This window comes from Hydrogenobacter hydrogenophilus (assembly GCF_900215655.1).
Classification (GTDB): Bacteria; Aquificota; Aquificia; order Aquificales; family Aquificaceae; genus Hydrogenobacter; species Hydrogenobacter hydrogenophilus.
Genome location: NZ_OBEN01000001.1, coordinates 137,619 through 150,705, shown reverse-complemented (window position 1 = coordinate 150,705; position 13,087 = coordinate 137,619). Strand labels below are relative to the sequence as shown.

Annotated in this window: 13 protein-coding genes; 5 read left to right on the top strand and 8 right to left on the bottom strand. The window is 42.1% G+C overall.

Annotated elements, in window-relative coordinates:
- The first annotated feature begins 4 nt into the window (after positions 1–4).
- Entirely contained in the window at positions 5–949 is a 945-nt protein-coding gene (locus tag CP948_RS00810) for a YbgA family protein (RefSeq protein WP_096600108.1), read from the top strand.
- Here CP948_RS00810 and glmS read toward each other — a convergent pair.
- Positions 936–2,714, bottom strand: a complete 1,779-nt coding sequence (gene glmS, locus CP948_RS00805) for a glutamine--fructose-6-phosphate transaminase (isomerizing) (RefSeq protein ID WP_096600106.1) — start codon at positions 2,712–2,714, stop codon at positions 936–938. The genes CP948_RS00810 and glmS overlap by 14 nt on opposite strands.
- 108 nt (positions 2,715–2,822) lie before the next feature.
- Between glmS and CP948_RS00800 the strand changes: the two genes are divergently transcribed.
- The gene (locus CP948_RS00800) at positions 2,823–5,780 is read left to right on the top strand and encodes an AAA family ATPase (protein ID WP_096600104.1); all 2,958 of its coding nucleotides are present in this window, start codon (positions 2,823–2,825) and stop codon (positions 5,778–5,780) included.
- Here CP948_RS00800 and der read toward each other — a convergent pair.
- Genes der through CP948_RS00780 form a run of 4 tightly spaced genes read right to left on the bottom strand, consistent with a single transcriptional unit; the run spans position 5,777 to position 8,640 of the window.
- Positions 5,777–7,078 (bottom strand): ribosome biogenesis GTPase Der, encoded by a 1,302-nt coding sequence (der, locus tag CP948_RS00795; protein ID WP_245810031.1) that lies wholly within the window; start codon positions 7,076–7,078, stop codon positions 5,777–5,779. The two genes, CP948_RS00800 and der, sit on opposite strands and share 4 nt — an antisense overlap.
- Positions 7,075–7,821, bottom strand: coding sequence for an ABC transporter ATP-binding protein (locus CP948_RS00790; RefSeq protein WP_096600100.1), 747 nt, complete (start codon positions 7,819–7,821; stop codon positions 7,075–7,077). The genes der and CP948_RS00790 overlap by 4 nt, the downstream gene beginning before the upstream one ends.
- The gene (locus CP948_RS00785) at positions 7,811–8,314 is read right to left on the bottom strand and encodes an HIT family protein (protein ID WP_096600098.1); all 504 of its coding nucleotides are present in this window, start codon (positions 8,312–8,314) and stop codon (positions 7,811–7,813) included. Before CP948_RS00785 ends, CP948_RS00790 begins: the two co-directional genes overlap by 11 nt.
- Positions 8,311–8,640, bottom strand: a complete 330-nt coding sequence (locus CP948_RS00780; protein WP_096600095.1) for a thioredoxin family protein — start codon at positions 8,638–8,640, stop codon at positions 8,311–8,313. Before CP948_RS00780 ends, CP948_RS00785 begins: the two co-directional genes overlap by 4 nt.
- A gap of 29 nt (positions 8,641–8,669) precedes the next feature.
- Between CP948_RS00780 and gnd the strand changes: the two genes are divergently transcribed.
- The 3 genes from gnd to pgl are packed head-to-tail and all read left to right on the top strand — an operon-like array spanning position 8,670 to position 11,533.
- Positions 8,670–9,572: a phosphogluconate dehydrogenase (NAD(+)-dependent, decarboxylating) gene (gene gnd, locus CP948_RS00775; RefSeq protein ID WP_096600093.1), complete on the top strand. Its 903-nt coding sequence runs from the start codon at positions 8,670–8,672 to the stop codon at positions 9,570–9,572.
- Complete coding sequence (gene zwf, locus CP948_RS00770; protein ID WP_245810030.1) at positions 9,532–10,908, top strand: glucose-6-phosphate dehydrogenase; 1,377 nt, start codon at positions 9,532–9,534, stop codon at positions 10,906–10,908. Before gnd ends, zwf begins: the two co-directional genes overlap by 41 nt.
- The gene (gene pgl, locus CP948_RS00765; protein WP_096600091.1) at positions 10,886–11,533 is read left to right on the top strand and encodes a 6-phosphogluconolactonase; all 648 of its coding nucleotides are present in this window, start codon (positions 10,886–10,888) and stop codon (positions 11,531–11,533) included. Before zwf ends, pgl begins: the two co-directional genes overlap by 23 nt.
- Before the next feature lie 126 nt (positions 11,534–11,659).
- Here pgl and CP948_RS00760 read toward each other — a convergent pair whose 3' ends face one another.
- From CP948_RS00760 to CP948_RS08905, 3 genes are read right to left on the bottom strand one after another with little or no spacing between them, the layout of a single operon-like run.
- Positions 11,660–12,481: an ArsA family ATPase gene (locus tag CP948_RS00760; RefSeq protein ID WP_096600089.1), complete on the bottom strand. Its 822-nt coding sequence runs from the start codon at positions 12,479–12,481 to the stop codon at positions 11,660–11,662.
- Entirely contained in the window at positions 12,472–12,726 is a 255-nt protein-coding gene (locus tag CP948_RS00755; RefSeq protein WP_096600086.1) for a DUF7990 family protein, read from the bottom strand. The genes CP948_RS00760 and CP948_RS00755 overlap by 10 nt, the downstream gene beginning before the upstream one ends.
- Positions 12,705–12,947: a c-type cytochrome gene (locus tag CP948_RS08905; RefSeq protein ID WP_219350202.1), complete on the bottom strand. Its 243-nt coding sequence runs from the start codon at positions 12,945–12,947 to the stop codon at positions 12,705–12,707. The genes CP948_RS00755 and CP948_RS08905 overlap by 22 nt, the downstream gene beginning before the upstream one ends.
- Positions 12,948–13,087 lie beyond the last annotated feature (140 nt).

Here is a 13,087-nt window from a genome sequence, read left to right as displayed (position 1 = left end):
CTACATGAGGAAGTTTCCAAAACCACTACTTGTTATGAGCGCCTGTCTTGACCTTCAGACTGTGAGGTACAACGGAGAGGTAGTAAAAGATCCCTTTGCCATAAAACTCAGAGAGTACTGCCATGTAATACCCGTGTGCCCAGAAGTGTCCATAGGCTTGGGTGTGCCAAGGGACAAGGTGATAATCCAAAAAGGAGAGAGTCTTAGACTCATACAACCTTCTACTGGCAGGGATATTACACAGCTTATGCTCTCTTTTAGCAAAGAGTTTTTGGATTCTTTGGAAGCCGTTGATGGATTTTTGTTAAAGAGCAAGTCTCCATCTTGTGGGGTTTCTAACACAAAGATTTACAAAGACCCTCAGGGAAAGGAGTTCTACGGTAGGGGAAAGGGGCTCTTTGCCATACAGGTGCTTGAAAGGTATCAGCTACTGCCTGTAGAGGATGAAGGAAGGTTAAAAAACAAGGAGATCAGGGAACACTTTTTGGTCAGGCTCTTCGCCATTGCTGATCTTAGGGAGTTCCTCTCAAGAGCTCAAGATGTAAAAGACCTTGTGGAATTTCACAGTCGCTACAAGTACCTTATTATGGCACACTCTCAGGCAAAACTCAAACAGATGGGACAGCTTGTAGCAGAGGCAAAGAAAAACTTTAAGGAAGCTTTAAGCAAGTACGGGATACTTTTTATGGAAGCGCTCAAAAGAAGACCCACAAAAGGACAGCACGCTAACACCCTTTTACACATAATGGGACACCTGTCAAGAGCGTTAAAAAAGTCAGAGAAAGAGCATTTTTACAGTTTGGTGGAAAGCTACAAAGCTGGGCAGAGAGATCTTTACACACTGCTCGAAATAATCAAGAGCTGGTCTTACAGATTTGATGAGAAGTACCTTACGCATCAGGTTTATCTTGAACCTTATCCTAATGAGCTTAACGTTATTCAACAGTGACTGTTTTAGCAAGGTTTCTTGGCTGGTCCACATCAAGCCCCAAGTGATCCGCAATGTAATAAGCAAAAAGCTGTAATGGGATCACCGTCAAGAAGGGTGAGAGGTCCTCATCCACACTGGGTATGCCTATAAAGTCTTTGGACATGCTTTTTAGCCTCTCATCACCTGCAAAACCTACGCTTATAACTATCCCTTTTCTGGTAAGCACTTCCTCTATGTTAGAAAGGGTTTTTTCGTATACTCTGTCTTTTGGAGCAACCACCACAACGGGCATGTTTTCGTCTATGAGAGCTATAGGTCCGTGCTTCATCTCTCCCGCAGGATAACCTTCCGCATGTATGTAAGAGATCTCTTTGAGCTTTAGAGCACCCTCCAAGGCTACTGGATAACTGAGATACCTACCCAAATAAAGCATGTTCTTTTTGTTGGTGTACTTTAGGGCTACTTTCTTTACATTCTCCGCATTCCCCAAAACTTCTTCCATCATGTTGGGTACTGCAGAGAGTTTTTCCATGTACTCATCCCTGTTGGGTAGCTGAGAAACGGAAAGACTGTAAAGCACCGCTAACTGAGAGGTAAAAGTCTTTGTTGCTGCAACGCCTATCTCTGGCCCAGCGTGTGTGTAGAGAGTGTAGTCTGATTCTCTATCTAAAGCACTTCCCATTACATTAACCAAAGATATGACAGTAGCACCCCTTTCTTTAGCTGAGAGCGCAGAGTAGCGCGTGTCTGCTGTTTCCCCAGATTGGGATATGGCTATAACCAGGTCTCTATCATCTACAGGTATATCTGCGTATCTGAACTCAGAAGCGTACATGACTTCTACGGGAACTTGAAGATACTTAGATATCCAGTAGCTTCCTACCAAACCAGCATGGTAAGATGTGCCACATGCCAAAAGAATTATCCTTCTGAATTCCCTTAGCTTAAAAGGCAGAATATAGTCCCTTGATATATACCCCTTTATAGTGTCTCCTACTGTTCTGGGTTGTTCAAAGATCTCCTTGAGCATAAAGTGTTTAAACCCTCCCTTTTCTGCGGATATAATGTCCCAAGGCACGCTTATTACATCTTTTACTAATCTGTTTCCTTCCGCATCGTATATATCAACACCGTCTACCCTGAGGTCTACTATCTCACCATCGGAAATGGGTATTATGTGTCTTGTGAAGGGAAGAATTGCCGGAATATCTGAGGCTAAGAAATTTTCTCCTTCTCCTATACCCACCACTAAGGGGTTCCCATTCCTTACGCCCACGATCCTGTAAGGTTCTTTGCTTGTTATGACCGCAAAGGCGTAAGAACCTTTAAGCATAGGCATAATTTCCATCACCGCAGACAGAAGGTCTCCCCTGTAGTGTTTAGAAATAAGGTGAGCTATTACTTCTGTATCTGTTTGAGATTTAAATTCTATACCTTGTGCCTGTAATTTTTCTTTGAGTTCCCTGTAGTTTTCTATTATGCCGTTGTGCACCACCGCTATCTCACCGGTCGTATCTGTGTGGGGATGAGCGTTTATCTCACAAGGCTCACCGTGAGTTGCCCACCTTGTATGTCCTATACCTACAGTAGCGTTAAGGGATTTACCCCACAAGCTCCTGACAAGTTCTCTTATTTTACCTACCTTCTTTTCTACAAAGATCCTGCCGTTTTCAATCAGAGCTACACCAGCGGAGTCATAACCTCTGTACTCAAGTCTTTCTAAACCTTGAAGCAAAACTATAAGCGCAGGGCTCTTCCCAACATAACCAATGATACCACACATAACGGAATTATACTACATGCTCGGCAGAAAAGATGCACCCCTTTTTACTTGACAAAAATATACTAAAGAAATATTATAAAAGTAATTTAATTTTGGAGGTTAAGGGAAATGTTTAGTGAGAACCTTCTTTCTGGGAAGGCTTTGGAGTATCTAAACAAGGCAAAGGAGATAGCTAAGTCATACGGTGATACCAAGGTAGACACAGACCATCTTTTACTTTCCTTCCTTTCTGATGAGAGCTCTCCGCTGGCTAAGTACATAGAGAGAAGGGGTATAGACAGGAAGGAACTTTACAAAAGGGTAAGTGAGTACCTGAGAAAACTAAGTGAGCAGGTGGAAAAGGCAGCGCATCAGGAAGCACAACATCTTATTGACCTTAGAAGCAAGATAATGGAAGTGAAGTCTGACATAGCTTCCGTTCAAATGGAGCTGGAAAAGATAAGAAGAACAAAGGAAGAACTCCTCAGAGAGATAGAGAGGGCAAGGCGCTACGGAGACTTTTGGAGTTTGCAAAGCCTTCAGGTGGAGTATGCAAGATTGGAAAGTATAGAAAAGCAGTACAAAAGTAGGTTAGAAAGCGTAGAGAAAAGCCTTTCAAGCGTGTTCAAACAGGAAGATGTGAGAGCTTTCCTTGAAAACAGGCTCACTATAGACGGTTTGATAAGAAAAGCTATGGAAGATAGCGCACTTCTCAAACAAGTCAAAGAGTTGGGAGTATCTCCTGATAGAATAAAGGACCTAATAGCCAAAAGGGTGTTTGGTAAAGAACCCGCCTTTGATTATTCAGAGGAGCTTATAAAGGTAGTAGAGAAAGCTCAAAACAAAGCCCTACAAGAAGGTTTGTCTCGCGTAGAGGCTTACCACATAGCTTCTGCGCTTATGGAAGCCAAAGAAACTATAGGAGGTAAATTATTAGAAGATATCTTAGGAGGTGAAAAGATGAAAGACACAACCCAAGAACTAAAAGAAGAGGAAAAGTCTCCTTTAGAGAGGTTTGGGGTTAGCCTTACCCAGATGGCAAGGGAGGGTAAACTTGACCCTGTTATAGGCAGAGAAAAAGAGATAAACCAAGTGATCGAAGTGCTTTTAAGAAGAACCAAAAACAATCCCGTACTGGTAGGGGACCCAGGTGTAGGTAAAACCGCTATAGTGGAAGGTTTAGCTCAGAGGATAGTCTCAAAAGAGGTGCCTGTGGAACTGCAAGACAAGGAGATAATAGCTGTAGACATGGGGTCTTTGCTGGCTGGTTCTAAATACAGAGGAGAGTTTGAGGAAAGGTTAAAGGCACTGCTTGAGGAGGTAAAACAAAAGGGGAATGTGATACTCTTTATTGATGAAGTTCATACTGTTGTAGGTGCCGGCAGAGCAGAAGGAACTGCGGTAGATGCAAGCAATATGCTAAAACCTGCTCTGGCAAGAGGTGAAATAAGGGTTATAGGTGCCACCACTGTGGACGAATACAGAAAATACATAGAAAAGGACCCAGCCTTAGAAAGACGTTTCCAACCCATATACGTAGATGAACCCACGGAAGAAGAGACCTTAGAGATCCTTAAAGGTTTGAGGCCTAAACTAGAGCAGCATCACAAGGTAAAAATATCAGACGAAGCTCTGCACGCAGCAGTTAAGCTAACCAAAAGGTATGTCACTTTCAGAAAGCTTCCTGATAAAGCCATAGATGCGCTTGATCAGGCAAGTGCAAGGAAAAAGCTTTCCGTCGTATCTTTACCACCGGAACTCCAAGAGCTTGAAAGGAAAATAAGATCAACAGATGAAGAGATACAAAAGGCATACTTAGAAGGCGATTATGAAAGGGAAGCCCAGCTAAAGATAAAGAAGGTTCAGCTTGAAAAAGAAAAACAGGAGCTTTTAAGCAAGATAGGTGGTACAGATGTAAAGATACAGGAAATAAAAAAGCGTATGGAAGAGCTTGACCAAGAGATCATCAAAGCTTCAGAAAGGGGGGATTACGAGAGGGAAGCTCAGCTTAAGATAGAAAAGGTCAAGTTGGAGAAGGAACTGAAAGAATTGGAGAGCAAGAAAGCGGAAGCCCTTGTGGTAGGTTGGGACGATGTAGCTCAGGTGGTTTCCGAATGGACTGGCATACCGGTATCAAAGCTCAAAGAAGAGGAGATGCAAAGACTACTCAAGCTTGAAGAAGAACTCCACAGAAGGGTGATAGACCAAGAGCATGCGGTAAAGGCGGTTGCTGAAGCCATCAGAAGAGCAAGAGCAGGACTAAAAGATCCCAAGAGACCCATAGCTACCTTCCTATTTTTAGGACCCACTGGTGTAGGAAAAACTGAACTTTCAAAAGCTCTTGCAGAACTTCTTTTTGGTGATGAGGATGCCCTCATAAGGCTTGACATGTCAGAATTCAAAGAAGAGCACAGTGTTGCAAAGCTCATAGGCGCACCACCCGGATACGTGGGATACGAAGAGGGCGGAAAACTCACAGAAGCAGTAAGGAGAAAGCCTTATTCAGTCATCCTGCTGGACGAGATAGAAAAGGCACATCCAAGAGTGTTTGACCTTTTCCTGCAGGTGTTTGATGACGGAAGACTGACAGACTCTCACGGTAGGACTGTAGACTTTAGAAACACAGTGATCATCATGACATCCAACATAGGCTCTCAGTACCTTCTAAACATTTCTGTTGATGGTGATGATCAGGCGGTAGAGAGGGAATTTCAAAGAGCAAAAGAAAAGGTGCTTGAGGAACTAAAGTACTTCTTCAGACCCGAGTTTTTAAACAGGATAGACGAGGTGATAGTCTTTAAACCTCTTACCATGAAAGAGCTCCTGCAGATAGTGGACCTGCTTGTAGCGTCTGTCAACAAAAGGCTTGAGGAAAGAGGTATAAAGCTAAAGCTAACAGAAGAAGCCAAAAAAGAATTAGTGAAGCTTGGATACGATCCAGCCTACGGAGCAAGACCTCTCAAAAGAGTGGTTCAGAGATACTTGGAAACACCTCTTGCGGAAAAGATAATAAAAGGTGAGATAAAGGATAACACTACCGTAGTTGTGGATTACGATGGAGAGAGCTTTTCCTTTGTAAGCTCTTAAGCCTCTCTGCCCCTTATGATGAGCTTTATGGGGGAGTGTCTTATCCTTAGATGCTCCCTCAGCTTTCTTACAAAAAACCTTTTATAACTTTCCTTCCAACCTTCTGGATAGTTAGTTATAATCACAACAGTAGGTGGTTTTGTCCCTTCTTGAAATGCGTAATAAACCTTTACCTCTTTACCTTTGTATACGGGTGGGGGTTTTTCTCCCATCACCTTTTGCACAGCTCTGTTAATAAAGGATGTTTTGTGTTCTTTGGTGTAGTCTTGGTAAGCTAAAACTACAGCATGGAGAAGCTCGTTAATACCTACACCTTTCAAAGCAGATGTGAACACAACGGGTGCGTAATCAAGAAAAGAAAGCTGTCTTTTCACATACTCAAGGGCACTATTTTTGTCTGTCTTTACAAGGTCAAACTTGTTTCCTACTATCACACAGGCTTTGTAGCGCCTCTCTATTAGACCACCTATTTTTTGATCCTGATGGGTTATGCCTTCGGACATGTCAAGAACTAAGCAGGAAACATCTGATAGCTCTATGGCTTTTATGGCTCTGCCTACAGAGAAAAACTCCACTCCGTATTCTACCTTTGTCCTTCTTCTTATACCTGCGGTGTCTATGAGCACAAACTTTTGATCTGAGTAAGTAAAAGGTATCTCCACTGCGTCCCTTGTGGTGCCTGCTATTGGAGACACGAGGACCCTTTGGCTTCCAAGTATGGCATTTATCAAAGAAGATTTGCCTACATTGGGTCTTCCTACAAAAGAAACCTTTATCCCTTCATACTCAAGCTTTGTAGGTTCATCTTCTAAGAGATCACATACAGCAGACAAAAGCTCATCAACACCTCTACCGTGTTGAGCAGACACCAAAAAAACTCTATCAAACCCTAAGGAATAAAAGTCGTAAGCCTGCCTTTGAAGTTTTTCGTTATCCACTTTGTTAACTACTAAAAACACCTTTTCTTTGTAAGGATAGAGCATTTTGGCTACATAGCGATCCGCTTCTGTGAGCCCTTCTTTTGCATCTACAACAAACAGTATGGCTTTAGCATCAGACAAGTTCTTTTTAACTTCCTCCTCTATGCTTTTGAATAGCTCACCGCCCCTCTCAAAAATACCGCCCGTGTCCGCTACTATGAACCTTTTGCCTTTCCACTCTGCCTCGGACTCTATAATGTCGCGCGTCACTCCCGGCAGATCATAGACTATGCTCTTTCTTCTACCAATTATCCTATTAAAGAGTGTGGATTTTCCCACATTAGGCCTTCCCACTATGATAATTCTATTTTTCATCATAATGAACTCAGAAGCTCCTTTGTGTAAGGATGCTCTGGATGATCAAAAATGCTATAAACATCCTTTTGTTCTACTATACATCCATCTTTGAGGACAAGAACTCTATCTGCCACTTCTGCTACCACTCCAAAGTCGTGGGTCACCAAAATTATCGCTTTGCCTTTGTCTCTTATGTGTTTGAATAAACTGAGTATCTTCCCCTGTATGGATACATCAAGGGCTGTAGTGGGTTCATCCGCCAAGATTAAATCCGGATCACATACAGTGGCTATAGCTATGCAAACTCTCTGCTTCATACCTCCAGAGAGATGATGTGGGTACATACGATATACAGTTTCTGCGTTTTTTATTCCTGCATCCTTTAGCGCCTGAAGGGCTTTCTCTTTTGCTCCCGACTTCCCAAAGTGAGCAATGTAAGCTTCTTCTACTTGAGTACCTATCTTGAAAAGAGGGTCAAGGTAAGCAGAAGGCTCTTGAAACACTATGGATATGTGTCTTCCTCTTATCTTTCTGTATTGATCTTCAGAAAGTCCAAGTAGCTCCTCTCCTTTAAACTTTATGCTTCCTTCAATCCTTGAGCCCTTTGGTAGTAGCCCCATAATGCTGAGAAGAATGGAAGATTTACCAGAACCTGATTCTCCTACTATGCAGAGTATCTCTCCGCTATCCACGCTGAAGCTGATATCTTTTAGGATGTGTCTGTTTCCATACCAAAGATTGAGTTTATTTACCTCAAGTAGCATCTATAAAACCATCAAGTATGGGTTTTAGCCTATCGTAAAGTTCGTAAAGGTCTTGAGATATGACCTTAGTTTCAGATAGCACAGGCATAAAGTTGGTATCTCCGTTCCATCTTGGTACTATGTGAAGGTGAATGTGGTCCTCAAGCCCAGCACCTGCGGACCTACCAAGGTTGTAGCCTAAATTAAATCCGTGAGGCTTTATACAAACCTGCAGAGCTTTTATACACGCTTTGGTGAGTTTATTTATCTCCAGCAAGGTCTCATCATCAAGTGAGGTAAAATCTCCCGTATGCGATATAGGTGATACCATCAAATGACCGGCGTTGTAGGGATACTTGTTGAAAATCACAAAAGCCCTCTTCCCTACATACAACACTAAGTATTCTCTCCACTTTTCCTTTGGTTGATTTACCGCATCACAAAGGAAGCAGTTGCTTATCCTGTCTATATTCTCCACGTAATTGGTCCTCCAAGGTGCCCACAGGATATTCACAACCTCAAAAGCCTCCTGATAGCCCTTTCCACCTCTTCTTCCGAAGGCAGATAGTCGTGTCTTTCTAGCTCCATAGTATCTCTAAAGTATAGCACCGCGGGAAATACAAATATACCCAAATCCTCAGCGCTTGTGTTCTTTTCCACATCCATGTAGTAAAAATTCACCTTGTCTCCATAAAGCTTTTGGAACTTTGAAAGGACTTTGTAGAAAGCTTCATTTTGAGGATTGTTTGGTTGTGTAAAGATAACTACAGCGGGTTTTTCTCCTGCCAATGCTTTGTCGTAAATTTCTTTGTCTGTTATCTCCTCAAAACCCTCAAACATTTCAAACCTCCAGATTTATATTTTACCCTATGAAATGCCTCGTGATAGGACTTGGTAGGATGGGTGGGGGTATAATCAGAAGGCTAAAGTCAAAAGGACATTATGTGGCAGGGTATGACAGGGATGAGAAAGCCAGAGAAGTTCTTAAAGACACTGCACACATACTTGATGATCTATCCCAATTAAAGGATTTCTTTGAAAGTCAGAGGAAGTTTGTGTGGCTTATGGTGCCCCATGAAGCTGTGGATCAAGTGCTTGATGAACTTATGCCTTTTCTGTCAGAAGGGGATATAGTGGTGGATGGAGGAAACTCTTTTTACAGAGATTCTCAAAAAAGATACCAAAAACTTAAAGAGCGCGGAATTCACTTTCTTGATGTGGGTGTAAGTGGTGGTGTGTATGGTGAGCAGGTGGGTTATTGTCTTATGGTGGGTGGGGACAAAGAAGCTTTTGAGTTTATAGAGGAAGCGCTCAAAGATCTGTCTTACGAAGGAAGAGGTTATGCCTACTTGGGTATGTCAGGAGCGGGACACTTTGCCAAGATGGTGCACAACGGTATTGAGTATGCCATTATGGAGGCTATAGGTGAGGGTTTTGAACTTCTAAAAGAGAGTGAGTTTGGATATGACCTTTCACAGGTAGCGAGAATATACAACGCAGGAAGTGTTATAAGAAGCTGGCTTATGGAACTCACCCAGAAGGTCTTTGAGGAGTTTGGAGACCTTGAGGATCTAAAGGCGTATGTAGAAGACACGGGAGAAGGAAGGTGGACCCTGCTGGAAGCTATCCAAAGAGGTGTGCCTGTGCCTACCATAGCAGATGCCCTTTTTATGAGATTCAGGTCCAGGCAGGAAAACTCTTTCAGAGACAGGCTTTTGGCTGGCCTTAGATATGAGTTTGGTAGACACCAAGTCAGGAAAAAAGATGAGTAAAAAGTTTTCCCTTTTTATACTGGGTGGAACGGGAGACTTAGCCAGAAAAAAGCTCTTTCCCGCTTTATACAGTCTTTACTCAAAGGGTAAGCTTGAAGGTCTTTACAAGGTCTATTCACTTGCAAGAGAAGAAAGCCAAGAGTGGAAACACCTTGTGAGCAAATCACCTGATCCCGAAAAGTTTAACAACTTCATACAGTTTGATGTAAAAGAAGAAAGCTACTACGAGGAGTTAGCTAAGGTATTGAAAAAACTCAGAGGTCAAGAAATTATATTTTACTTGGCACTTTCTCCTTTTCTTTTTGAAACAGCCATAAGAAAGTTAGGAGTGCTTCTTAGAAACTTTACAAACCCGAGAAAGATAGTAGTAGAAAAACCCTTTGGTTTTGATCTTGCATCCGCAAGCAGACTAAACCAGATACTTCATACTTATTTCGTGGAAGAAGAAATATACCGTATAGACCACTTTTTAGGTAAAGAAACTGTTCAAAACATTCTCTCATTAAGGCTGTCTAATACCATCTTTGAAGGTATTTGGAACAAAAACTTTGTGGATCATGTTCAAATAGTAGCCATAGAGGACATAGGCATAGAAGGAAGGGGAGATTATTACGATGGTGTGGGTGCCATTAGGGACATGCTTCAGAACCACATGCTTCAGATGCTTTCCTTTACCGCAATGGAGCTACCCTGCTGTATGGATCCTGAACTCATAAGAGATGAAAAGACAAAGCTCTTAAGGTCCGTAAGAAGATTAAGTCAAAAAGATGCTGTAAAAGGACAGTACGAAGGCTACTCACTTGAGAAGGGTGTAAAAGAAAACTCAAACACAGAGACCTTCGTCGCAGTTAAGCTTTACATAGACAACTTCCGGTGGCAAGATGTTCCCTTTTATCTAATGACTGGGAAAAAGCTTTCTAAAAAGCTCAGTCAGATAGCTTTGGTTTTTAAAGAGGTACCTAAAAGCTTTGCTAAATTACTTGACTGCACACCCAAACAGAACAAAATAGTATTTCAAGCATCACCTGAAAATAAAATAGCCATACACTTTGAACTTAGACCTCCTGCTGGAGGCTTTATAGCTTGCCCTGTAGAGACAACTATGGAGTATAACCTAACAGGTCAAAAGCTTCCTGAGGCTTATGAGAACCTCCTTATTGATATAGTACAGGGAGACAGATCTCTCTTTATAAGGGGGGATGAGGTAGAGCTCATGTGGGAAATAGTAGAACCCATAATAAAGGAAGATATGCCCCTTTACACCTACAAGCCGGGAACACTGCCAGAGCAAGCAAACAAACTTATAGAAAAAGATGGAAAGGTGTGGATTTTATAAGATCCTCACCAATAAGAATATAGATAGTAGAGTTGCTCACTACATCATACGCTTGGCACGTGTATTTATCAACAAAAAAGGCAGTTTTAATGTAGCCTTGGCTGGTGGCAAAACCCCCTTAGGAGCATACAGTATTCTCTCAAACCTTCAAAGGGACTGGACCAAGATTAACCTGTTCCTAACCGACGAGAGGTATGTTCCTGTTGAAGATGACAGGAGCAACTGCAAAAACCTCAAGCCTTTTTTTGAGGGTATAAACTGCTTTGACACATCATTGCCACCTGACCAAAGCGCCCTAATGTACTCCCAAAAGCTCCAAAGCCTTGGATGTCTTGACTTGGTTCTTCTGGGTGTGGGCAAAGACGGTCATACCGCATCTTTATTTCCTAATACCGAATGCAGAAGGATAACCAGAGAGGTCTGCGTGAGCACATCCCCCGACGGTCTTATAAGGCTCAGTCTAACAGAAGAGTTTATAAATCTCTCAGAAAAGGTTGTATTTTTTATAAAAGGTGAGGATAAGAGAGATGTCTTAAAAAAGCTACTAACCTGCGAAGACATACCCGCCTCAAGGATAAAACCACGCAGGAGCGTACTGATATTCACAGACCTGACGCTTTTCTGAGTGTTTTTTTCGTAAAAATTAAAAAAGAAGGTATGTAAGGGACGCGATGAAGAACGGAGTCAGATGGGACAGGGTGATGAGCTATGAGTTAGCGAAAATGCTTCTTATTGCTTGTTCTGGGATTTTTCAAACGGACTCAGTGGAAACAATAACTTTTACAAGATCATCTATACGAAGCTTTCGTAAGTTTTCAATACCAAAAGGATTTTCTAAGTATGGGATCTTAAGGGAAGGTGTTTCTTCAAGCCTGCACCTATTTATCACCTTATACACCTTAAAGTCCCTAAGATGCTTCTGAAGGCTATCCCCTTCTTCTATAGACAGCGGATCTTCGTTAGTAACTGCAAATATAATGGCTTTTTCTCTTAATACCTTTATAACCTTTTTTACTCTCTCCTTTCTACTTCTTAACAGTTCAATAAGACTATCTTTCCTTCCCATAAAACTTTCAAGCTTTTGCTTTTCTTCTGCTATCTTTTCAAGAAAAGAAAACCAATTTTCCAGTGAGTTCATGGTATAAAAAAATCTCACCATCTGCCCTGTAGGAGCGCTATCTAGTATTATGAAGTCAAAGGGTTCTTCAAAATAGTCGACTAAACGGTCAAGTAAAGCTGTTTCTAAAGCAGTAGGTGAATACCTTAATTGTTTTGTATACTCTTCAAGTCCTGATCTCAATGTGGGAATAACTTCCTTTAAAGCAGAAAGGACTTTATTTGAATATTTTTCTACGAGTTCCTCCGCTGATAACTCCTGTGCATAAAGGTTGTGTGTTATTTTAGAAATCTCAGAACCTATCTTTGTCTGAAGTATACCCGAAAGGGAGTGAGCGGGATCTATAGAAAGCAATAGGGTTTTATGATGCTCTGATAATTTAAGGGCTGTAGCACATGCTAAGGTGCTTTTACCAACGCCACCTTTACCACCAAAAAGTACTACCCTTAACAGCATGGGAATATGTTAAAGCCACTTTTCTCTATACCTATGCTCCTGTGCCAAAGGTGGAACTCCTCAAGTAGGTATGGGTAAAGGTCAAGAGCGTAGATACCTAAAGGGTTGTCAAGCCCAAAATATTCTGCAAAAAGGAAAAACAAAAGGGTGTCCCTCAGATAAGAGCAGGACACCTCTACAGGCTTCTTAAAGTGCAGCTCAACAAAACCTAAAAAGTGAGACTTTATTTTAGAGAAAGAATCCACTGGGCGAGTTCCTTAGCTTCTTCGTCAGTCACATTCTGCGGAGGCATAGGAACCTGTCCCCAAGTTCCTACTCCTCCATTCTTAATTCTCTTGGCAAGCTCATCAACAGCTCCCGGCTGACCTGCAAACTTTTTGGCAACATCTTTATAAGCTGGTCCTACTTTTTTGGTGTTTATGTCGTGACAGGCAAAACAGCCTTTTTGCTGGGCCAAAGCAGTCATATCTTTGGCAGGTCCTTGAGATTTTTGTTCCGCAGGCTTTTGCTCACCAGAAGGCTTGGCTGGTTGTTCTTGCTTCTGCTGTTCAGGTTGAGCTGGTTGAGATGGCTGTGCGGGTTGTGCTTGTTGGGCAGGTTGCGCAG